23 protein-coding genes and 1 rRNA gene are annotated in these 20,116 nt (G+C 51.2%); 14 read left to right on the top strand and 10 right to left on the bottom strand.

Annotated features, from left to right (window positions below; translation table 11 throughout):
• A 16S ribosomal RNA gene (locus LJ739_RS11560) occupies positions 1-87 on the bottom strand; the annotation flags it as partial.
• Between the two features lie 426 nt (positions 88-513).
• Entirely contained in the window at positions 514-759 is a 246-nt protein-coding gene (locus tag LJ739_RS11555; RefSeq protein WP_229160669.1) for a hypothetical protein, read from the bottom strand.
• 390 nt (positions 760-1,149) lie between these two features.
• Here LJ739_RS11555 and LJ739_RS19140 point away from each other — a divergent pair, with 390 nt between their 5' ends.
• The 11 genes from LJ739_RS19140 (at position 1,150) to LJ739_RS11490 (ending at position 10,620) form a co-directional block, all read left to right on the top strand.
• Positions 1,150-4,296: a S8 family serine peptidase gene (locus tag LJ739_RS19140; RefSeq protein WP_324254905.1), complete on the top strand. Its 3,147-nt coding sequence runs from the start codon at positions 1,150-1,152 to the stop codon at positions 4,294-4,296.
• A 64-nt stretch (positions 4,297-4,360) separates the two neighbouring features.
• Positions 4,361-4,873: a PEP-CTERM sorting domain-containing protein gene (locus tag LJ739_RS11535; RefSeq protein ID WP_229160666.1), complete on the top strand. Its 513-nt coding sequence runs from the start codon at positions 4,361-4,363 to the stop codon at positions 4,871-4,873.
• A 231-nt stretch (positions 4,874-5,104) separates the two neighbouring features.
• Positions 5,105-6,079: a PEP-CTERM sorting domain-containing protein gene (locus LJ739_RS11530; RefSeq protein WP_229160664.1), complete on the top strand. Its 975-nt coding sequence runs from the start codon at positions 5,105-5,107 to the stop codon at positions 6,077-6,079.
• Positions 6,080-6,199: 120 nt separating this feature from the next.
• Positions 6,200-6,871 (top strand): YoaK family protein, encoded by a 672-nt coding sequence (locus tag LJ739_RS11525; protein ID WP_229160662.1) that lies wholly within the window; start codon positions 6,200-6,202, stop codon positions 6,869-6,871.
• A gap of 82 nt (positions 6,872-6,953) precedes the next feature.
• Complete coding sequence (locus LJ739_RS11520) at positions 6,954-7,580, top strand: N-acetylmuramoyl-L-alanine amidase (RefSeq protein WP_229160659.1); 627 nt, start codon at positions 6,954-6,956, stop codon at positions 7,578-7,580.
• Between the two features lie 109 nt (positions 7,581-7,689).
• Positions 7,690-8,238, top strand: coding sequence for a hypothetical protein (locus tag LJ739_RS11515; RefSeq protein WP_229160657.1), 549 nt, complete (start codon positions 7,690-7,692; stop codon positions 8,236-8,238).
• A gap of 9 nt (positions 8,239-8,247) precedes the next feature.
• On the top strand, positions 8,248-8,766 hold the full coding sequence (locus tag LJ739_RS11510) for a hypothetical protein (protein ID WP_229160655.1): 519 nt from the start codon (positions 8,248-8,250) through the stop codon (positions 8,764-8,766).
• Complete coding sequence (locus LJ739_RS11505) at positions 8,763-9,143, top strand: hypothetical protein (RefSeq protein ID WP_229160651.1); 381 nt, start codon at positions 8,763-8,765, stop codon at positions 9,141-9,143. The genes LJ739_RS11510 and LJ739_RS11505 overlap by 4 nt, the downstream gene beginning before the upstream one ends.
• Before the next feature lie 10 nt (positions 9,144-9,153).
• Positions 9,154-9,741: a hypothetical protein gene (locus LJ739_RS11500; RefSeq protein ID WP_229160649.1), complete on the top strand. Its 588-nt coding sequence runs from the start codon at positions 9,154-9,156 to the stop codon at positions 9,739-9,741.
• Positions 9,738-9,914 carry a hypothetical protein gene (locus LJ739_RS11495; RefSeq protein WP_229160647.1) on the top strand — a complete coding sequence of 59 codons (177 nt, stop codon included), beginning with the start codon at positions 9,738-9,740 and terminating at the stop codon, positions 9,912-9,914. The genes LJ739_RS11500 and LJ739_RS11495 overlap by 4 nt, the downstream gene beginning before the upstream one ends.
• A 193-nt stretch (positions 9,915-10,107) precedes the next feature.
• Entirely contained in the window at positions 10,108-10,620 is a 513-nt protein-coding gene (locus LJ739_RS11490; protein WP_229160645.1) for a hypothetical protein, read from the top strand.
• A gap of 85 nt (positions 10,621-10,705) precedes the next feature.
• Here the strand turns inward: LJ739_RS11490 and LJ739_RS11485 are convergent, their stop codons facing one another.
• Entirely contained in the window at positions 10,706-10,924 is a 219-nt protein-coding gene (locus LJ739_RS11485; RefSeq protein ID WP_229160643.1) for a helix-turn-helix transcriptional regulator, read from the bottom strand.
• Positions 10,917-11,396 (bottom strand): hypothetical protein, encoded by a 480-nt coding sequence (locus LJ739_RS11480; protein ID WP_229160641.1) that lies wholly within the window; start codon positions 11,394-11,396, stop codon positions 10,917-10,919. The genes LJ739_RS11485 and LJ739_RS11480 overlap by 8 nt, the downstream gene beginning before the upstream one ends.
• 382 nt (positions 11,397-11,778) lie before the next feature.
• Between LJ739_RS11480 and LJ739_RS11475 the strand changes: the two genes are divergently transcribed.
• The gene (locus LJ739_RS11475; RefSeq protein WP_229160639.1) at positions 11,779-12,462 is read left to right on the top strand and encodes a DUF4386 domain-containing protein; all 684 of its coding nucleotides are present in this window, start codon (positions 11,779-11,781) and stop codon (positions 12,460-12,462) included.
• A 195-nt stretch (positions 12,463-12,657) separates the two neighbouring features.
• Here the strand turns inward: LJ739_RS11475 and LJ739_RS11470 are convergent, their stop codons facing one another.
• The 3 genes from LJ739_RS11470 to LJ739_RS11460 all read right to left on the bottom strand — a co-directional run bounded on the left by LJ739_RS11470 (position 12,658) and on the right by LJ739_RS11460 (position 14,154).
• Positions 12,658-13,113, bottom strand: a complete 456-nt coding sequence (locus LJ739_RS11470; protein ID WP_229160637.1) for a hypothetical protein — start codon at positions 13,111-13,113, stop codon at positions 12,658-12,660.
• 108 nt (positions 13,114-13,221) lie between these two features.
• Entirely contained in the window at positions 13,222-13,569 is a 348-nt protein-coding gene (locus tag LJ739_RS11465; protein WP_229160635.1) for an immunity protein Imm33 domain-containing protein, read from the bottom strand.
• 123 nt (positions 13,570-13,692) lie between these two features.
• On the bottom strand, positions 13,693-14,154 hold the full coding sequence (locus LJ739_RS11460) for a DUF2846 domain-containing protein (protein ID WP_229160633.1): 462 nt from the start codon (positions 14,152-14,154) through the stop codon (positions 13,693-13,695).
• A gap of 645 nt (positions 14,155-14,799) precedes the next feature.
• On the opposite strand from LJ739_RS11460, the gene LJ739_RS11455 reads away from it, so the two are divergent.
• Both LJ739_RS11455 and LJ739_RS11450 read left to right on the top strand, forming a co-directional pair.
• On the top strand, positions 14,800-15,138 hold the full coding sequence (locus LJ739_RS11455) for a hypothetical protein (protein ID WP_229160631.1): 339 nt from the start codon (positions 14,800-14,802) through the stop codon (positions 15,136-15,138).
• A 370-nt stretch (positions 15,139-15,508) separates the two neighbouring features.
• Positions 15,509-16,966: a hypothetical protein gene (locus LJ739_RS11450; RefSeq protein WP_229160629.1), complete on the top strand. Its 1,458-nt coding sequence runs from the start codon at positions 15,509-15,511 to the stop codon at positions 16,964-16,966.
• 70 nt (positions 16,967-17,036) lie between these two features.
• Here LJ739_RS11450 and LJ739_RS11445 read toward each other — a convergent pair whose 3' ends face one another.
• The 3 genes from LJ739_RS11445 to LJ739_RS11435 are packed head-to-tail and all read right to left on the bottom strand — an operon-like array spanning position 17,037 to position 20,102.
• Complete coding sequence (locus LJ739_RS11445; RefSeq protein WP_229160627.1) at positions 17,037-17,885, bottom strand: F0F1 ATP synthase subunit gamma; 849 nt, start codon at positions 17,883-17,885, stop codon at positions 17,037-17,039.
• The gene (locus LJ739_RS11440; RefSeq protein WP_229160625.1) at positions 17,882-19,369 is read right to left on the bottom strand and encodes a F0F1 ATP synthase subunit alpha; all 1,488 of its coding nucleotides are present in this window, start codon (positions 19,367-19,369) and stop codon (positions 17,882-17,884) included. The genes LJ739_RS11445 and LJ739_RS11440 overlap by 4 nt, the downstream gene beginning before the upstream one ends.
• Positions 19,359-20,102, bottom strand: a complete 744-nt coding sequence (locus tag LJ739_RS11435) for a F0F1 ATP synthase subunit delta (protein ID WP_229160623.1) — start codon at positions 20,100-20,102, stop codon at positions 19,359-19,361. Before LJ739_RS11435 ends, LJ739_RS11440 begins: the two co-directional genes overlap by 11 nt.
• Positions 20,103-20,116 lie beyond the last annotated feature (14 nt).

Genomic DNA, 20,116 nt, shown 5'->3' with positions numbered 1-20,116 from the left:
TGCAAGCACTTCCTGTTACCGTTCGACTTGCATGTGTTAGGCCTGCCGCCAGCGTTCAATCTGAGCCATGATCAAACTCTTCAATTAAATATCGAAATATGAATTTTTGGTTGACACTCTTCTAACGAGTGCCCACACAGATTGTCTTGTTATCAATTGTTAAAGAACAGTGCCAAAAACGTTCGTTTCCGGCTGCTTGGAGTGTCTCAGGACTCTCTCAAGCGGGACGCGCATTCTACGCTTCCCCATGTCGATGTCAACAGATTTTTTCAAATTAATTTCGAATCCATCTCGCTGCATCCCGCTTCCCGTAAGCCTTACAGCTATCGACTGAAACTCAGTCCGGGTTGCGCCGCTTCAAGGTTTGCCCCGAAGCGAGCGCGCATTCTACAGGCCTTAAGATTCAGATCAACCGATATTTCAAAAAAAGCGTTTAACTGCGCACTTTTCAACCAGAAGTAATCATTCCTATATATAAGGCAGAGGTTTTGCCGGCAAATCAGCTCGCAGGGGTCAAAACCCCGCCTTATCTTCTATTTTACTAAGGGGCCAATCAACCAGCTGCCACTCGCTGTCGGTGTCGAGATATTTAACGCACAACCCCTGATGAGGAACATCCGCCAATGGCAACCAGCTATCATCATCCAATCCCAGCGCAGGTTGGCTACGGGAGTATAGGCCATCCGGGTAGGGGAAATAATGCGCCTGCAACTCGATCACTTCCCGCCACAATCCGTCGCAGTTTACATACAGTCCCATATCATCCGGCAATCCCGAAAACAGTGCGTGTAATCGCTTCCATAAATATTTAGAGTCCTCGATTTATGCGTTTCAATGCAGATTGCACCGCCATCGTTCAATTTATCAACACCACTGTCAGCTTCTTTAACAGAACTGTCAATCAAATCACATAAGAATGAAATATTTCCTTTAAATACATGACGTTATAAAAGAGGCCCACTTTTTGCTGTCCATTTCAGCTCATGCGTAGAGCGGCCAAAAAAATGGGCAAGAGCAAAGACCCATCACCGTCACGCAAACTGAAGCGCTGCTTTAATAATAATCATAGCGCAACAGGGAAAAAGACGGTAACCATCGCCCGATGAGTCTACCGCCCGGATATAAAAAAAGTGTCAACAGGAGACGCAAATGAAGTTCAAGAAATCCCTACTGGGAAGCATGATCTCTATGGCAGTTACAACCAGTGTGTTGTCGACCGCTGCCCTTGCCCAACAAGTCTACACGAACGATTTAAGCCAGCTGAAACAAAGCGGCACCGTTCAATCCGTGAAGAAAAGCTCCGGCGTGTACATTGTACAACTGAAAGACGCGTCCGGTATCTCTTACGCCGAGTCGATTGGCGAGCTGTTACCCAGCAACCAAGTGGTTGCACAAGGTAACCGTTACAACGCCCAATCGGCCAACATGCGTGCCTATGCGGCACAAATGAAAGCCAAACAACAGCAAATTGCCCAAGAAGTGGGTGTTACCGATGTGCTGCACAACTACGTGCACACCTTCAACGGTTTTGCTGCCAAGTTGAGCCCAGAGCAAGCCAAGGCACTGGAAGCGAATGCAAACGTTGCCGGTGTTTGGCAAGATGAACTGTTCAAGCCGCAAACGTCGAATACGCCTGCCTTTTTAGGCCTGACCGGCCCTGGTGGTCAGCACTCGCTGGACATTAAAGGCGAAGGCGTTATCGTTGGTATTCTGGATACCGGTATTACTCCGGAAAACCCAAGCTTTGCCGATGACGGCAGCTACTCTGATCCCGCCGAATTGGGATGGACGGGCAGCTGTGATGCTGGTGAAGAAACTGATGCCGGTACGTTCAGCTGTAATAACAAACTGATTGGTGCCCGCTACTATAAGGACACTTTTGAGTCCCAGTATGAAATTCAGACCGGTCTGGGTGAATTCATCTCTCCCCGTGATGCAGATGGCCACGGTAGCCACACCGCGGGTACCGCCGCTGGTAATGAAGGCGTTGTTGCAGAGATGTTTGGTACCGAGATTGGCACCATCAGCGGTATTGCGCCACGTGCCCGTGTTGCCATGTACAAAGTGTGCTGGAATTCCGATTATGTAAGCCCTGAAGGCAATGATGAAGCTGGCTGCTTCTACGGTGATTCAATGGCCGCTATCGATCAGGCAATCGCTGACGGTGTTGACGTAATCAACTACTCAATCGGCGGCAGTCGTACTGACCTTACAACTCCTTCTACAGCGGCGATGTTGCGCGCGGCTGATGCCGGTGTATTCGTATCCGTATCTGCCGGTAACAGCGGCCCTACCGCCGTAACCGTTGGCACGCCAGCCCCTTGGGTTGCCAGTGTCGGTGCTTCTACCTATGACGGTATCAGCGCCACCAACGCCATCGAACTGACCTCTCGCGATCCGCTGGAGCAAGTACCTTTCGTTGAAGGTGCGATCACTGCGCCGCTGATCGAAACTGGCGACAAGGCCGGTCAGCTGGTTATCGCAGAACCTCTGCAAGGCTGTTTTGTTGACGGTGCTTCTGCGCCGCTGGACAACGCTGAAGCGATCAATGGCAACATCGCCCTGATCCAACGCGGTACCTGTGCATTTACCGAGAAAGTAGAACGTGCCCAACTGGCCGGTGCTGCTGCGGTTATCATCTACAGCGATGGTCGCCCGGTAACCGCCCTAGGTGGTGACGGTTCTTACGACATCCCTGGCGGTATGATTGACACTGCAGCCGGTGACGCGCTGAACGCAGCCATCACTGGCGGTGAAGAGATCACTGTGCGCATGAGCGCGTCTATCTTCACTACTCAGGAAGAAACCGGCAACATGATGGCGGGCTTCTCGTCTCGTGGTCCTAACGGTTCAACCCTGGATGTGATCAAGCCAGACATCACTGCTCCGGGTGTACGCATCCTGGCAGCCACCTCTTCAACGCCAATGTTCGGCCCGCAAGGCGAGCAAGTGAAGTACCTGAACGGTACCTCAATGTCATCTCCGCACATCGCCGGTATGGCGGCGTTGCTGAAAGGTCAGCACCCTGACTGGTCACCTGCGCAAATCAAGTCTGCGCTGATGACAACAGCCTATCAAGGCGTTACCAAAGAAGACGGCACCACGCCTGCGGATCCGTTCGACTTTGGTGCAGGTCACGCTAACCCTGTTCCAGCAATGGCACCGGGCCTGACCTATGACGCTAACCTGGGTGACTACATGGCGTTCATGTGTGGTCTGGGCGAAGATAGCTTCGTAGAGGGCTCCACTGGTGTTACCTGTGCCGACCTGGAAGGCGCTGGCTTCTCAACTGACCCAAGCCAGCTGAACTACCCGTCTATTGCTATCGGTAAATTGACTGAGCAAGAAACCATCTACCGTACCCTGACTGACGTGTCTGGTATCGGTGGTGACTACACTGTTGCGTTGGAAGGCCTTGAAGGTCTGACGGCCAGCACCAAAACCTATGATGCTGACGGTGTTGAGACCGAGTCTGCAAACCTGGTGGTTGACGCCAACGGTACTGCAAGCTTCTCTGTCACTTTCGCGAAAACCGAAGAAACAGTGGTTAACGAGTGGGTATTCGGCGCTGTTGTTCTGACCGGTACTGACGGCACTGTGGTTCGCAGCCCAATCGCTGTGATGCCTGCCCCAGACGTGAAGATCGAAGTACCTGAGAGTCTGTCTCTGGATCTTAACCGTGGTCGCGCAACCTTCCCTGTGAAGATGCTGTACAGCGGCTCTACCAGCCTGAGCTACGCCGGTCTGGTTGCTCCGTTCGGTACTGAGGGTGAAGTGGCACAAGACCCTGACCAAAGCTTCTCGTTCAACGAAGCGGGTCTGTCTACCAACTTCTACCACATTCCGGAAGGTACCAAAGTAGCGCGCTTCAGCCTGCGTGACAGCCTGGTTGCCCAGCCTGGTAGCGACCTTGACCTGTACGTTTACCGTTGTACCGGTTGGAGCTGTGCGCAAGTTGCCACCTCTACTAATGGCGGTTCTAACGAAGACGTTATCCTGGTGAACCCAGAGCCACGCGCTAACATCGGTGCGGGCGACGTATACCTGGTATGGGTACACGGCTGGTCACTGGCTGGTGCTGACACCACCACCTTCACCATGCCTGTATGGGTAGCGGACAGCGAAGGTGCTGAAACACGTATCGTTGCTTCACCGCGCGCCATTGACGGACGCTACAACAACGTTCGCGTGATGACCAGCGGCCTGGACGCAGACTATCTGTACATGGGTGCAATTACCTTCTACGACGACGAAGGTAACGAAGCCGGTACGACTGTTCTGGAAGTTCAACCTTAATGTACGTGAGTGGCTGCCAGTGAGACTGGCAGCCCGTTCAACTTGATTTGATGTAGGTATTATCATGAAATTTGTAAAACACTATTTTGCAGCATTGCTGCTGGTACTGGGCACCGTGTCCACCGCGCAAGCCACCCTGATCACCCATGACGTGCTGATTGATGGCACGGCTTACGGTGAAATCACCATCGACACCATTGATGGTGTAGACGACGGTTTCGGTTTCCTGTCTTTTGACACGTTCACCAGCTTCACGATGTTTGGTCGTGACATGGGCTTCAGCGTATTTGACTTCGAAGCCATTGTTGACAGCACCAACCTGTTTGCAGGTATCGAGTTCCTGGCGTTCGACACTGAATCTTTTGACGGTTACGCGTTCCAGGGCATCTTTGATGCCTTCGCATTTGACCCTGCGCTGGACAACTTCATCGATATCTTTGACACCTTTTCAGGCAACCCTGTCGTGTTCGGTGAGTTGTCACTGAGTGCACCACCTGCCGTGGTTTCCGAGCCTGGCGTTGCAGTGTTGTTCATGACTGCCCTAGCTGGTCTGTTCATCCGTCGCCGTCGCGCCTGATTGAACATTACCGTTGAATAAAAAGCGCACTTCGGTGCGCTTTTTTTTATGCTGTCAAAACGCCATTCAGCCTATGCGCTTCTGGTACGACCAGAGTGTCGATATTTTTAACACTTCTCCTGGCACTATCACTCACAGAAACCATAATCTTCTGTCATAGAATGTTTTTTTCATGTTGGCACGGTACCTGCTTAATCCTCGCCGAATTAATTAAGGTTGAGGTCGTACTTAATGAAACTGTGGAACATTCTAGGCGCCAGCGCGTCACTCTTCTTGCTGGTATCCACCAGCGCCCAAGCTGCATTTGTCACAACGCAAACGGGTGTCAATGTCACCCAGCGCAGCTGCTCTGCTGTAGGTGAACCCGGTTATATGAGCCAATGGGCTCCTGTCATCGCGCAGTTTGGCCGCGATTACGGACGGGGGATGCCGAGCAATGAAGCGGATGTGACCGCTGAACATGCGTGTATTTTTAATACCCAGTGGCAACAATATTTCCAGGAAGGTGAAGAAGGTCTGGGCTCACGAATGACCCAGCAGGTTGTATCCACCAATGAACTGCAAGCCTTTTTGCAGAATGCCGACGGTGATATCTGGTTGAGTGCCGAGCTGGACGACAGCGCATTGACCCTGCCTGAAGCCCATTTCGTAGTGGCTGCAGACGCCTTTGAGCGTAACTCGGCCAACCTGTTCTCCTATCAGGAGTACGAATGGAGTGGTGAAGCAACCACCCTAACCTTTACTGCCGACATCCATTTTCTGATGTCAAACGGTCTGTGGGACGGTGCGAATGATTCTGCCTATTCACTGTTAATTGGTGCCTATCAGGGACTGGAGATTGCCGCAGAAGCCTTGTTCCCAAGCAACTTCGGTACCGCGCTGGCCAGTGCCAGCTATAGCAGCCGTAACGACGCTGACATTGCCGCTGACGCCGATACTTATCGTAATATCAGTATCAGCTTTGACGTTGAGAACGGCGATCGTTTTGGCCTCACCGCATTAAGCCAGGCGTTTGCTCTGAATGGCGGCTATGTGGATTTTGCCAACAGCCTGTACACCCAACTGAGCGTTGAGGGACTGAGCGACCAGGACAGCCAACAGGTATTTAGCGGTGCCCTGCAGCGGGTAACCGTGCCAGAACCTTCCGTACTGTCTCTGTTCGGTCTGGCCCTGGCGGGTCTGTTCATCCGTCGCCGTCGTGCCTGATTGAACACCTTTAACGATTGAAAAAGCGCACTTCGGTGCGCTTTTTTATGCCTGATACCTTTACCCCCACCTCTGCCAGGTGAGACACTCAAAAGGCGTAGACACTAAGGGGAAGTGGATGTGATCACCCAATTACCACGCTGGGTTGAATACGGTGCGTTTTTACTCGCGCTGGTCGCTGGCTGCATCAATGCGATTGGCTTATTGGGGGTTGAACACCAGGCCATTTCCCACCTGTCTGGCACCGCCACGCTGATGGGGGCAGCCCTTATCAGCGACCATCCTTCGGCGGTATTGCACCTGGTCGGGATTGTGCTGAGTTTCCTGCTCGGCTCCACCCTGTGCGGGTTTATGTTGCCGGGCAATGCGTTGCTGTTGGGTCGACACTACGACACCACCTTACTGATCGAAGCCCTGCTGCTGTGCGGTGCCCTGCTGTTCCTGAATCAAGACGTCTATATTGGCCACTACCTGGCGTCTGCCGCGTGTGGACTGCAAAACGCCCTGGCCACCAACTACAGTGGCGCCATCGTCAGAACCACTCACCTGACCGGTATCGTCACTGATCTGGGCCTGATGCTGGGCGCCCGATGCCGCAAGGAACCGCTGGATCGGCGCAAAGGCATGTTGTTTGTACTGATCATCGGCGGGTTTGTGCTTGGGGCGGCCCTGGGTGCCTGGCTTTTCCAACAGGTGCAATTCTACGCCATGCTGGTACCCGCAGCACTGTGCCTGCTGCTGGCGGCACTTTATCGTTACACCCGGCAACGCACAACCAGCCCCGGTTTGTAAAACCGCCAAGGACGGTCTATAGATCCTGACCCTCAGCAAAAAACCTTGCGGTATCAGGTTTACCCGTGACAAGGACCTGAATATGACACCGGACTACATTGTTATTCATACTGCCGCGTTCAACGGCAAGGATTGCGACAAAGACATGATTGACAGCTGGCACCGGGCCAAAGGCTGGAACGGCATCGGCTACCATTACGTGATCCTGAATGATAAACACAGCCACAAGAGCGATGGAATGGTCGAAAAAGGCCGCCCCGACCATGTGCAGGGTGCTCATGCTCTGGGCCTGAACAGCCGTTCCCTGGGGATTTGTTGTGTTGGCCACGGCGATGAAAATGACTTTACTGAAGCCCAATATGACAGCCTCATCGCCTTGTTGGATCAATTGATGGAAACCCACAGCATTCCTGTCTCGCGAGTGATTGGTCACCGGGAGCTCAACCTGCTGGTCGACCGGGGCGTACTGTCAGACCGCTACCGAACGGCGAAATCCTGCCCCGGCAATCAGGTTGATATGCAGGCGCTGCGCAAGCGTTTGACCAAACCTGCGACGGTGTCGCCGCCCGAACCGCAAAGCACCGAACTGGCAGACGCCATGGCGGTACTGGCGCAACATCAGGATCGTTTTGGCAATGCCAGAGATGAATGGGCGGCCTTTTATTACCACCCGGAAATCATCGCTCTGCGCCAAAGGCGAATAACTTAACCAAAGGCGTGAAATTGACAGTTTCGGGAAGCATGATAATCTTAAGAAAAACAATCTAATAGCTTGTTGTTGATGTGCCTGAGCTAGTGACCTTACAAGGATTTTGCTTATGTGCAGTCGATGGCTTGGCGTTTTTCTGATTTTAGTGCTGTTGTCCCCCGGCAGTTTTGCTCAAACTGACAATAACAGTAGCACCACCCCCGCGGTTGCGACGACAACCCAACAGGCTAAAGCCGGCAACAACGCTGACAGTGCGTCCGGCCCTCAACTGCACCTTTCTGACGCTGCCGCGGCATCCTGGGCCGAATCACTGGCTGATGCTTCAGAGATTATCACGTTGATCTTCATACTGGCGGTGATCGCACTGGTGGCCGCAACAATACTGGTTAAATACACCGAATACTCCTGGACGCCCTACTCGGTTATCCGTCTGCTTGGCTTGATATTGATCCTGATGATCACCCTGATCCTCACGGTAGTGCCGAGTATTGAACAGGAAACCCTCACCCAGGTGATTGGTCTGCTGGGGGCGATTGGCGGTTATTTACTGGGTAAAGATCCCCGCGAAATGGATATCAACCGGACTGAAAAAGCCAAGCCCAAGCCGGAAAAACCCACCGCCATCGGCGAGCCCGCCAAAATACCGTTTGAACAATAAGGACACTGCATGCCAGGGACCGTGCAAAGAGGATTGTGGGTTGCACTGCTTACCATGCTCAGTGGCTGTGCCATCAACGGCTATGGTGTCGGCTTCAGCCGCCAGACACACACCAGTGACTACGGCAGCATCGAGCGCATCGAAGGCTTTGGAGTATTGCTGGACACCCGCAGCCCGACCCGCTCGTTGGTCATCGGCCACATCGAGCGCTTTTTGCTGTGTCCCTCAAAGGCTGTGGCACTGGACTCAATCAGCACCGACTCGCTGTTCAACCTGCCGGCAGTACAAAGCACTGACAGCGAATTTTCGCTGGCACTGTGCCAGGATGCGGCGGCCTTTCAACGGGCCCGCAGCGGCCTGAGCATGGACTTTTCACCCACCTTATTTCGGTTGTTGATAGGACATCAGCAACAATCGGTAGTGCATATCCAGAAAGACACCCACAGTGTTTTTCGGCTGCAGTACTTATCCGGAGAAGCGGCACAGGGACAAGCCTTACTTTTTCTTACTGAGGAACCATCACCATGAAATCATTCACAAGACCGGGAAGTCTTGTCGGCGCACTGTTGTTGCTGTGCGGTTGTCAGTCATCCCATTACCTGTATGTTCAGGAAACCGTAGTCGGCGTCGATGTGGGCGTAGGCACCAGCGGCAACAACCGCTTGTCGGTGGGCTACACCACCGACACCTTTGCGGTGATCCCTGAAAAAGGCGATGGGTTGGACGCGGCGTCAAGCGTCGCCATTATCGATGGCGCAATAAAGGGTTTGGATTGTTTCAATTACGAACAATTTAATGCTACTGGCAATGCCGCTGCGGCAATCGCCAAAAACGGCGAAGTCCTGACCAGCCTGCGCGAGACGATTTACGACACCGCCCGCGACAACACCAACAACTGTCAATGAGGATGACACTATGCGAATACTATTCCTGTTAGCCGTTGTCACCCTTGGCGGGTGCAGTAACAGCATTACGTTTTACCAGGCTACCCGCTCTTCACTGACTGTTGAAACCAGCGGTGTGGATGTCAACAAGCCGGTGCAAGGTAATTTCGGCTACAAAACCCGCACCTTCATTCTCAATCCCAAGATGGGCGATGGGAAGGATGTGATGGCGCTGATCAGCGATGCGCAGTTCAACAATGTGGAAAACAGCAGTGGTGACGATGTGATCACTTTTCGTGCTGCGCTGATCTCCGGTGATGCGGCGAATAACCTGAGCGAATTAGATGCCGTTGAGGCAGCGGCCGCTGTCAGTATGGCCAAACCCATCCCAACCTATTCCGATCTGGCCAAATCCAGCCTGAAAATCATGTGCGACGGGCTCACGGCCAGCGAGTTTACCCAAACAGGTAATCTTGTCACGGGGACCGCGTATGGCGATCTGACCACCGCCCAGATGCAGCAACTGGAAAGCCAGACCGGTGCAGGCATAAGCAATTATACTGAAGCGCTGCACAATGAATTGGCGCAACTGCTGCAACGAGGAGGATCCTGCTCATGAACACCATCAAATACATATTGTTTGAAGGCATAACGTCGTCAGATGAAGCCGACCGCTTGTCGATTCACCTGACCCAGGAATACGGTCGACAGGGCTTTGAACTTGTCAGTACAACCCTGACGCCCGAAGGTAATCTACTGGTTGGGCTGCTGCACAAAGCGGACAATGCGTAAGCGATGGCCACGGGATGTCCGTGGCCATGAAACACTGACGCAACAATCCGCTCCCACATGACACCGACTCACGGGAAGCCCGTTGGACGAGACAACTGGCAACCGCCAGCATTGCGGTCTAAATTTGTAGGCAACAGTCCCTTGGTGGTGTCACCTTTTGGGTGCGCCATGCAGCAGCGTAGCAGGTTCGACAATGCCCAGATTCCTGATCCTGATCACCAGTGTATTACTGACACAAACGACCGCAGCACAGGTTCCCAACTGGCAATACAATCAATTGGTGGGTGAATACAATGATTTGTTGCGAGAGCGAGACAACATCGCCTATAAGTGCAATGAGTTGCGCGACGACTACAACATACTGGTGGAAGAAGCCAATCGCGAGAGCCAGGCACTGTATTCGACGGTGTGCGAACACAAAGACACGGTCACGAAACAACTGCGAGTAATCCTGAATGAGTATTATCGTCAACTGCCAGAATACAATCATGTGTTCAGCGACAACGCTCGCCTGTTTAACTATGAGAGCTATGATACGCTGAAAAAGGCTTTCATCACCCTTCGGACTTTATCGGTCGATCAAGACACCTGTAATGAAAACGGTGTGAACCGAGAACTGAACAAAAAAAGACACAATAATTTGCACGACAAGCTAGAGAAAATTGACCGCTGGATAGACCAAATGAAAAACGCCAAAGATGGCTAATGCGGTGTTGACTGGCTGGATTCATGCTCGGATAGACATCACAACGCCGCCCCTGTATTCGCTACCCTATTCCGATGCCAGGGCTCTATTGCCCTGGTACATACTGAAACACCCTTTCCAGCGGCTGGCCAAACACCTGAGCGATCTTAAACGCCACTTCCAGCGACGGCGAGTACTTGCCTTTCTCGATGGCCATGATCGTCTGGCGGGTCACGCCGACCTGCTCGGCCAGAGCCTGCTGGGTCATCTCGTCGGCAAAAAAACGCAGCTCCCGCACCCGGTTTACAATCTGATAGTCAGTCACCGAAGGCCTCCCGACGGTATTGCCAGATTTGGCTGCCAAAGCGCACCACTTCAGAGAAGATAAAGCCAAACATCAACAGGTGAACCGTCAGCATGGGGACATAGATGCTGCTGTTTTCATCGGCAAACTGGGGATTAAACTCCAGGATCACCATGCGCCCCAACACCACCCAGATGACGGTGACCAACACCCGATAACCGGCCTGGTTGGCTTTCAGGGCAATCCACTGATCCCGCTCGTCGCCGTCAAGTTCAGCATCCCGTCGGTTTGAGGCCGCCAGCATGGCGTGGAATACGGCTTCAACAATCACCGTCAGCAGCAAGGTCTGACCCAACAACCACAATGCCTGGGTTTTGCCTTCCTCTGGTGGCAAATCGGATAACCCGGTCAGGCTGATCAGGTAGTAGCCAAAAATCAGCACGGTGCTGACCAGTGAAATCCATGCACTTTTCTCTTTGTACGAAATGTCCATCACGTTCTCCTATGCTGTGATGGCGAAAAAGTAAACTAACGCGGACTCTATGTCAAACATTTTTAACACCAAGTAAGCTATCTAACACATTATGTGTGTTATTTTATTCAACAATACCTCTCGTCAGGGCTTGGTGGCGATGACGATGGTTGACAGACAACGCCCATACAATGCCGTCGCGATATCGGATTACCGGGGTTTGACTCTATTGCGGTGATGAAATGAACCACAAAAGACCAGATTTGTTATGCCGAATTTAAAAATCGGCACTACAACGGTCTTCCTTTCAGCCACACTGTAGCTGTTGACGTAGCTTGATCACGGCCACTATTTGGGCCAGGTCAGCAACAATGTTCATGCATAAGTGACAGGAAATAATCTGATGACAAAGAAAAACCTGGGCCGATTAGCCGGCGTTGTCTATTTACTGGTCGTGCTGACCGGTATTTTTAACCTGATCTACGTTCCCACACAATTGATCCACTGGAACGATGCCGCACTCACCCTGACGAGCATTCAGACATCGGAATGGCTCTTCAGAGCGGGTATTGTGGCCGGCATACTGAGCTATGTGTTCTTCGCCCTGTTGCCCCTGATCCTGTACAACCTTTTCAAGTCAGTGGACAGACAATGGGCAATGTTGATGGTGTTCCTTGCCGTGATCAGCGTGCCGGTTTCACTGTTCAGCATCGTCGCCAAAATCGATATTCTGACCTTGTTAAGTGGCGCAAGCTACCTGGACCCCTTCACCACAGAGCAACTACAAACCCAGGTCATGTTGCTGCTCAAGTCCTACTACAATGGCATAGGGGTTTCACAGCTGTTTTGGGGCCTGTGGCTATTGCCGTTCGGGTATCTGGTGGTTCGTTCTGGCTACCTGCCCAAGGTGCTGGGTATTTTGTTGATGTTCGGCTGCCTGGGATATTTGGTGTTTTTCTTCCAGCACCTCTTGTTCCCGCACATTACAATCCCCGGATTTGTAAAACTGCCCGGTTCGATCGGCGAAATCGGCACCTGCTTGTGGTTATTGATCATGGGGGTCAAGTGCTCGGACGAACAACAGTGAGCGCATGGGGTTTACTTTTATCGCGATCGTCAGTGAAAGGTTTTTTTGTGCCAGTAGTGGACTGTGGTTAACTCAAAAGTGAAAGGGTGTTTTGGGTGAATAGCAGACTGTTAACGCTCCAAACAGCGGAAAACGCGAGCGTTTTGGTGTAGCCAGGGAGTGGCTTTCCGTTGACTTGGCTTGTTATAAGGCATGTTAGTTTATTTCTATTATTTCTGAACTAATAGTTTTCCCGAGGCTTTCGATGAACGAAAATTCATTTGCACTAATCCTTATACAAGACCGATAGTCACAAATAGTATATGAATAGTTGGTAATGCCGTTCAACTCCCAAACTTCCAAAGAATGTAATCTTTCTTCAATTTCTTTAGTTGTAAAAGAAAGCAATCGTAAATCAGTCGCCTCAGTTTCCAATCTTGATTTCAAACTATCGAAATGTTCCTTATTTTCCTCTTCGACTTCCTCTAACAGAGGGAATGAGATACTTCTAAATCTGTCAGATGATACTGGACAAGTGAAGTCATTTTCGTGCCCACCGCGAACTACCATGTAGCAGTTCTCAGGTAATGTAAATTCTCTATCATGAAAGATTTTTACAGCTGTAGCGTTTGAAAAAAATGGAATAATAATTAAAAAGAGAGCAAGTCTCATAGATTGCGCTGCCTTATAACGCCGTGCTAAACGGCACAAAATGCTTGGCTAAAATTTGCGAGGAACGAGCACAGCCAAGCTTTTTGTGTCCGCCTTTTAAGCACTTTGTTATATGCTTTCATCTGCAACTGCTTGGTCAAACCAAACATGCTCTGACTCACCACCTAAGTTAAAACGATACCCGAATGGAAGAGCCATATATATTGCTAGTTCAGGGCGTTTTTCGATGATGTGCTCAAAGTGCACCGTAACTAATGAGCTGGTATTACCGTCGTACTCATCTGTAGTTAACCACCAACCACTCATATGATTTGGTGATGGATAACGAACTCCTTCAACTGGTGTTGAGCCCTCATAAATGCCTTTAGAAATAGTAACAAGCTGAGTAGGCTCAACAGGAGCATAAATTGTTTGATAATGATCACAACATTCTTTTTGGACTGACTCAATACTCAAGCTTCTTATTCCTGACTCGAAAAAGCATATAACGCCCCAATCAGGGGCTTTTTATAGCTTGCTAAAATGTGCAGCGAAGCGGAACTAAGCAAGCTGTAAAAAGTCCCGCGCTGAATTGGCTTGTTATAGCGAACTTGGTACATAGCCACAACAACTTGTCACAGCTTGTATTCCTTGCTTATAGTCATTGATTGAAATGTCGTGAGTGTTGAATACAACAGCACCAACCCCTGAGAACTCTGTATTACCGCCGAATTCAACGAAATAATATTTACCTGCTTCAACATCAAGGTTTATAGTTTTACCTGGCGTTAATGCGAGGAATGGCCAGCTAATTTTGACTTCATGATTGCCAGCAGGAAGAAATGTCCAAGAAAATGCATTGTTTGGCAAATTAGCAAATTTCTCACCATTGATAGTTGATGAAACTGTATAAATTAATGGGGGCACCATTTTACGGTATAGCACTAATACAGCTTTTTCTGAATCAGGTACCCCAACTTCTGCTTGTGAATATGTTGGAGAGTTATTAGGTGTATTTACACATCCTGTTAAAAAAATTATCAAAAGTAGTGAAAGTCTCATAGGAACCTTTGTGAGCTATAACAGTGTATTACTGCGAATTCGCGGTATGCCCAGTTTTGCGCCATGCCTGTACTCGCAGTGTGTATTATTTTATCCAATACTAACAACCAGATAGGCAACTTTACCAGGCTTACTACCAGCTTTAGGGTTGGGGAAAGCGAGAATCGGGGTTTATATAGGTCCTCATAAATAAAGGCTTGGAAACAAATCCTGATATAAATCAGACGATTAAAATGGTTTGACCTGTGCAAAGCGAGAATTTGACTACGTGAAAGCGAGAAGTTTTGTGGCATAGATTGAAGCTATTTGAAATACGAAGCTACAAAAAATCGCTCTGTTTGACTCTACGATAACATCCGGGGAGGTCCTCGCCTTCGCGAGGATGACGATTCTTCGTAGGCAGAATTTAATGACTGCGGAAACACAGGGAGTGGATACAACCATGACTACGTTCGAAGGTCCACTTTTCGCTCAAAGCGACAGCCCACTCTACCCCCGGACACAGAACAAAAGGGGTTTCGAATCCCCCGTCATAAAGTAAGTGTCCATATTCCTCGATAAACCCCAACGGGCTGTGTTCATTTCGGTTAATATTGCAACCAGCCGTTTTTTATCCATAAATCATGCGTCATCGCAGAGGATGTTATGCAATCCCTCCAATACCTGATCATAGCCCTACTGATATCGTCTGGCAGTTATGCCCAGCAGGCCCCTTGTGAACTATCAGGGACCTGGAAGCACGCTGATAAAAATGCGTGGCTTGAAGTCGATTTAGCCGCTAAAACGGTGTTCGTTAAATCCCACCTGGATAACCCGGATGCAGAGGGGCTAACGGTTATACAAAACCTAAAACCCGCTTGGTCCGGAGACATGTACAATGCAAGCACTGGTGATTTTGTGCCCGTTCAGCTAACATTTCACGGCTGTGACCAACTGAGCGTGACTGACAACGGCGTCGCCATCGTTACGTTGTTGCGTGAATGATCGGCATGGCCCAAGTCAGTGAGGACAACACATTGTTTGTGGTTCCGTTCTTCCAAGACATCTGTGCTGAACAATTCTCGGGTGGTTACTGTCTACCTGAGATGGTTATCACGTCCTCTTTCCTCTTTCCCCTTTCCACTGCCAGCGCAAACGCGATTAAAGGTGTGGTTCCGCCGTTGAACCGCCTTGTGAAAAATCCAATAAATCGCGACAGTAGCACCCACAATACGCTATCCAAGCCGTAGCGGCTGCACAGAATAGATGACGCCAATGCAGTATTGTTTAGCGCTCCTATCCAGAAGCATTGAACGCACTTTGGGCGGTTCCGGTGCGCGGGTAACATTTTAGGGAACAACAAATGAAGACAACAATGACAAGGACGCTGGTCGCTTATGCCTTAACCGTGCTCTTCGGTCTGTCTGCAGTGACAGCGTCAGCCAATCAAGCGCCAGATCCGTCGCAAAGCATTATTTCCAAGGTCATTAACGCCTATGGCGGCACAGCACTGACCCACGCCAAGACGGTTCGCATCACCGACTATAACAAAGGGCCGTGGCCGGGTGAGAGCGAAAATCCCGGCGTCCCCGAGCTGTGGCGGATCAATGAAATACTCACTATCGACCTTGCCGGTCAGCGCAAAAGCCTGCTGTCTTACCGCGTGCCCCGTACCACCGTGGATCTGGAAAAGTGGCTCTATGATGGCGAAAAAACGATTAAATACGACATTCTGCATAACAAATATACCCACGAAAACTGGGCATCGTACGACTGGCTGGGTGGCTCAATGGTCCGCGCCAGCGATACGATGCACGCGTTGGGTTTGCACAACGACCTACAGCACGTCAAAAGCCTGGGAGATGAATACTACCGCGGAAAGCTGCATCACAGGTTAGATGTCACCCTGAAAAAAGGTGGCGAATTTGTCTACTTCATTGACGCCACCACCGGTTTGATTAGCAAAGTCCAGCGCAAACATCCCAGCGCCGAATTGCTGTATGTGTTTTCCAACCACCAGCAACAACAGGGTGTTGTTTTCGCGGCGGACATGAATTTCTTTGTTAACGGTGCGCTGCGCCTGACATCCGTGCACCGGGACATCGAGGTGGATCAGCCCGTCGGCGATGCGTTTGAAGGCTTTGATGACTATTCATCATGGGGAGAGACACTAACGCGCCCGGAGGACGGCATAAGACAGCTTGGCAACCACACCTATCAGGTTGGCGAGGGGCGTTCTATGACAGTCTTTTACGAGCATGACAACAGTTACTCAGCATCTGGCGAGGCAGCGGATATCGCGATCAACTTTGAGGCATTAAAGAGACACACCGGACGCGATAAGCCATTGACCTATTTCATTGTCAGTCATCATCACCGGCGCAACCTCAGTGGCCTTGGCAACGTATTGCAACTGGGCGCAAAACTCGTGGTTGCAGGCGCACACAAAGCTACCGTGCTGGAGGCGCTGCCATCTGCAACCGCAGACAATCTTGTAGCTGTCCCTGACCGGCAACCCTATCTACTGGGATACCTCACACTGTTTGATATCGCCACGGCGCACTCGCAGCACTATCTGTTGACTTACGTGCCTGATGAAAAAATGGTGGTTGCGGATGATCACTATGAAACGGACCTTAAATCCGCCAAGCCAAGGATCCACAAAGACATGGTGTTGTTTCGCCAGCAACTGGAGGAGTTGGAAATTGACATTGAGACACTGATCGATACCCGGAGCTGGCGCACCTTCAGCATCGACGAGCTAAGGCATTGGACTGACAGTTTTGAGGAGAAACGTTGTCCTGCTGGTTATGACATCTGTGCCAGTGGCTGACATGTCGAATGATCAGGTTTAACCGGCTTCTTTTCTGACGGTGGTGCAAGCCTTGTTGCGGGCTGACTTATTATGATTTTTCCCCGCTTTTTAGTCCTGCGCTTAACAAGATGGTTTCCAGCTCTTCGGTAATTTGCTCCTGGCGAAGGTGGTTGCGCTGCTTTTCCAGTGTCAGGGTCTGCTCATCAAGATTACTCAGCGCATTTTCAAGGTGCTGTAGCCGGGCCTGATTTTCACTGAAAAATGACAGGGTCAGCAAGTGACTCAGTCGGGTCAGAATATATTCACTCATGGCCTGCGCATAAAACGCTACAGGGTTTAGGTTCAGTAGTGGACGCATCCCCTCCCCAGCCTCACGATATTGGGTAGCCAGACTCCCGAGTAACGGTTCAAAGCGCGGCGTTGCCGATACACCGTCGTGATAGAGCACGGCAACCTGTTCCGGCGTAATCTGCGTTTCCGGCTGACTGACTAAAGACGTTAAGGCAGTGAGCACCGTGTCGATTTCTGCGAACACACTCGCTGCTTTAAGCGCGCTGACGACACGCGGGTCATGCTCAAGCTTTACAGACAGCCGGTAGCCGACCGGATAAATCTGACAATTGGACACCGTCCCAGCTTCAGTCAGCGCGTCAAGTTCATCACAAAGGCGCGCGTTAAAATTGCCACAAAAGCCCCGCTCAGATCCCAGTATTAACAGGATCGACGGCGTTACCGGTACAGGCAGGGATAACTCCGGACACCCAGCAATACTGCGTACTATTGCCCGTTGCATTGCATTAAGTCCCTCAGCCTGGCTTTCTACGCAGCCCCTGGCCTGCTGACTTTCCAACAGTGCAATGGATTTCAGACTACCAATGATCAGCGCAATGTCGCCTAACTGCTCCATGCGGGTCTTGAGGACACGCGCGTTGATCATGTCAGTGACTCGCGCCAGGTCGTCAGTGCTTCGACCCAGACACTGCGGTCAGCGTCCAGCTCCAGCGACAGCCCGTCAACGACCTCTTTCAGGTCAGCCAGTGCCTGCGGTATGCTGGCAGGTGACACCTCATCAAGCCAGTGTTGGTTATACGCCAGTAACCAGGCAAGATTAAATGACGGAGACACCGGGTCCAGACGGTTTTGTTTAAGCAACACCTGTAACACACGCCCACGCTGCAACACCTTTTCCATACCCGGCTCAAGGCGGGTGCCGAAGCGAGTGAAAATTTGCAGCTCAAGAAACTGCAGATAGTCCAGTTTAATTCGCCCGGCCTCACGTTTAATCGCCGGATGCTGGGCGTTGCCACCAATCCGTGAAACCGACCGGGAAATATCAATAGCGGGTCTGAAGCCAGCATTGAACAGTTGATCCGTCAGGTAAATCTGGCCGTCGGTAATTGAGATCAGGTTAGTCGGAATGTATGACGCAATTTCACCCTGCAGGGTTTCAATTACTGGCAGCGCCGTCATGCTTCCACCACCAAATTCCGCGCCGAGACACGTTGCCCGCTCCAGCAGGCGCGCGTGCAGGAAAAATATATCACCCGGATACGCCTCACGTCCGGGTGGACGGCGCAGCAACAATGACAATTCCCTGTACGCATGGGCGTGGGTCGTCAAATCATCATACACCACCAGCGTATCGTGCCCCTTGTGCATCCAGTACTCGGCCAGCGCACAGCCTGCATAGGGGGCCAGGTATTTTTCTCCGGCCAGCGCACTGGCTTCACTGACGACCACCGTAGTGTAGTCCATTGCTCCGGCATCGCGCAGATACTGAATCGTGGACGCCACTGCGGAGCGACGCTGACCGATCAGCACATACACACAGCGCACATTACGGTCTTTCTGATTAATGACAGCGTCAATCGCAATCGAGCTTTTCCCGAGTCCCTCATCACCAATAATCAGCTGACGCTGTCCTTTCCCAATCGGTATCAGCGTGTCCACAATTTTAATGCCGGAATACAGTGGTTTATTGACAAAATCCCGCTGATAAATAGACGGGGCTTTAGTATCGAGCATGTGTCGGTCTGGACAGTCAGCAGGCTCTTTTCCATCAAGCGGTTCCGACAGCGGCGACACGACTCTGCCAAGCAAGTTATCGCCCACCGGGATAGTCATCTGCTGTTTAGACAGGCTGACCAGCGTACCGGCTGCCAGCGCGGCGGTTTGTTTGATCAGGATGGCACCAAGGCGATGCTCATCAAGATGAAAAACCAATCCACGACTGCCGTCCTCAAACAGCAGAATTTCATCCATAGCTGCTGACGGCAAACCGTCAACCCAGGCAATACCGTCCCCAACTGACATCACGCGTCCGGTCTCATGAATGCGTGGCGCAAACGTGTAATTGCTGAGTCGATCGGCAATTTTCATCAGCGGGGAGTGATGTCTGGTTTCAAGCGGATTAACTTTCATGCAGCAACTCGTTGAAGAAAGCCAGTTCACTGTTCAGGGTTGCCTGAATACGAAATGCATCCAACGCAATTTCTGCCCCCGAGAGCAGCGCAGGGTTAACCTCGAAGCTGCACTGAAGTGCGTCATCGTTGGCTGTTTTTGCTAGCGCCGTCGCCAGTGCCTGCTGTAACGGTGAAGGCAGCGTATAGGCAGTCGTGACCATGGCTCTGGCGTTGCCAGCCCGATCACGCAGCGCTTTTTTTCGGGCTTCTGGCAATGCAGACAAATCGTTAATCAGGCGCTGCACCATCTGCTTTTCAAGCTCCGGGCCAGCAAACTCACGCAGCAATCTTGCAACAAACTGACAACTCAGATTTGCGGCCTGTTTTTCCAGTGCATGCCAGGCCTCGTTTTGTTCATCCGAAAGCAGCACCAGCCTGCGAGATCTTTCTTCTGCCAAGTCCTGTTCGAGCTGTGCCATCTTCTGTTCACGAAGCGCAGTGATCTGCTTTGTGATCCCGGCTTCCCGCGATTTGAACGCCTGCTCCAGCTCAGCAAGACGGGTTTCATAGTCCAGCTTTATTGCATCGGCCTCTTCATGATGTTGCCTGGCCTCTTCCAGCGAGTCTTCAATACGCTTTCGGCGCCGCTCGATAGCGTCGATCACAGGGCGATACAAAAACCGCTTCAGCAGCCACATCAACACAATAAAATTGATGAGCTCCAGAATAAACGTGGTGCCGTTCAGTTCCACAGCATGTCTCCGTT

The sequence above is a fragment of the Fluctibacter halophilus genome, assembly GCF_020687825.1.
In the GTDB taxonomy this organism is placed as follows: domain Bacteria; phylum Pseudomonadota; class Gammaproteobacteria; order Enterobacterales; family Alteromonadaceae; genus Fluctibacter; species Fluctibacter halophilus.
The sequence above is the reverse complement of the archived record's forward strand: the minus strand, read 5'-3'. Positions and strand labels throughout refer to the sequence as shown.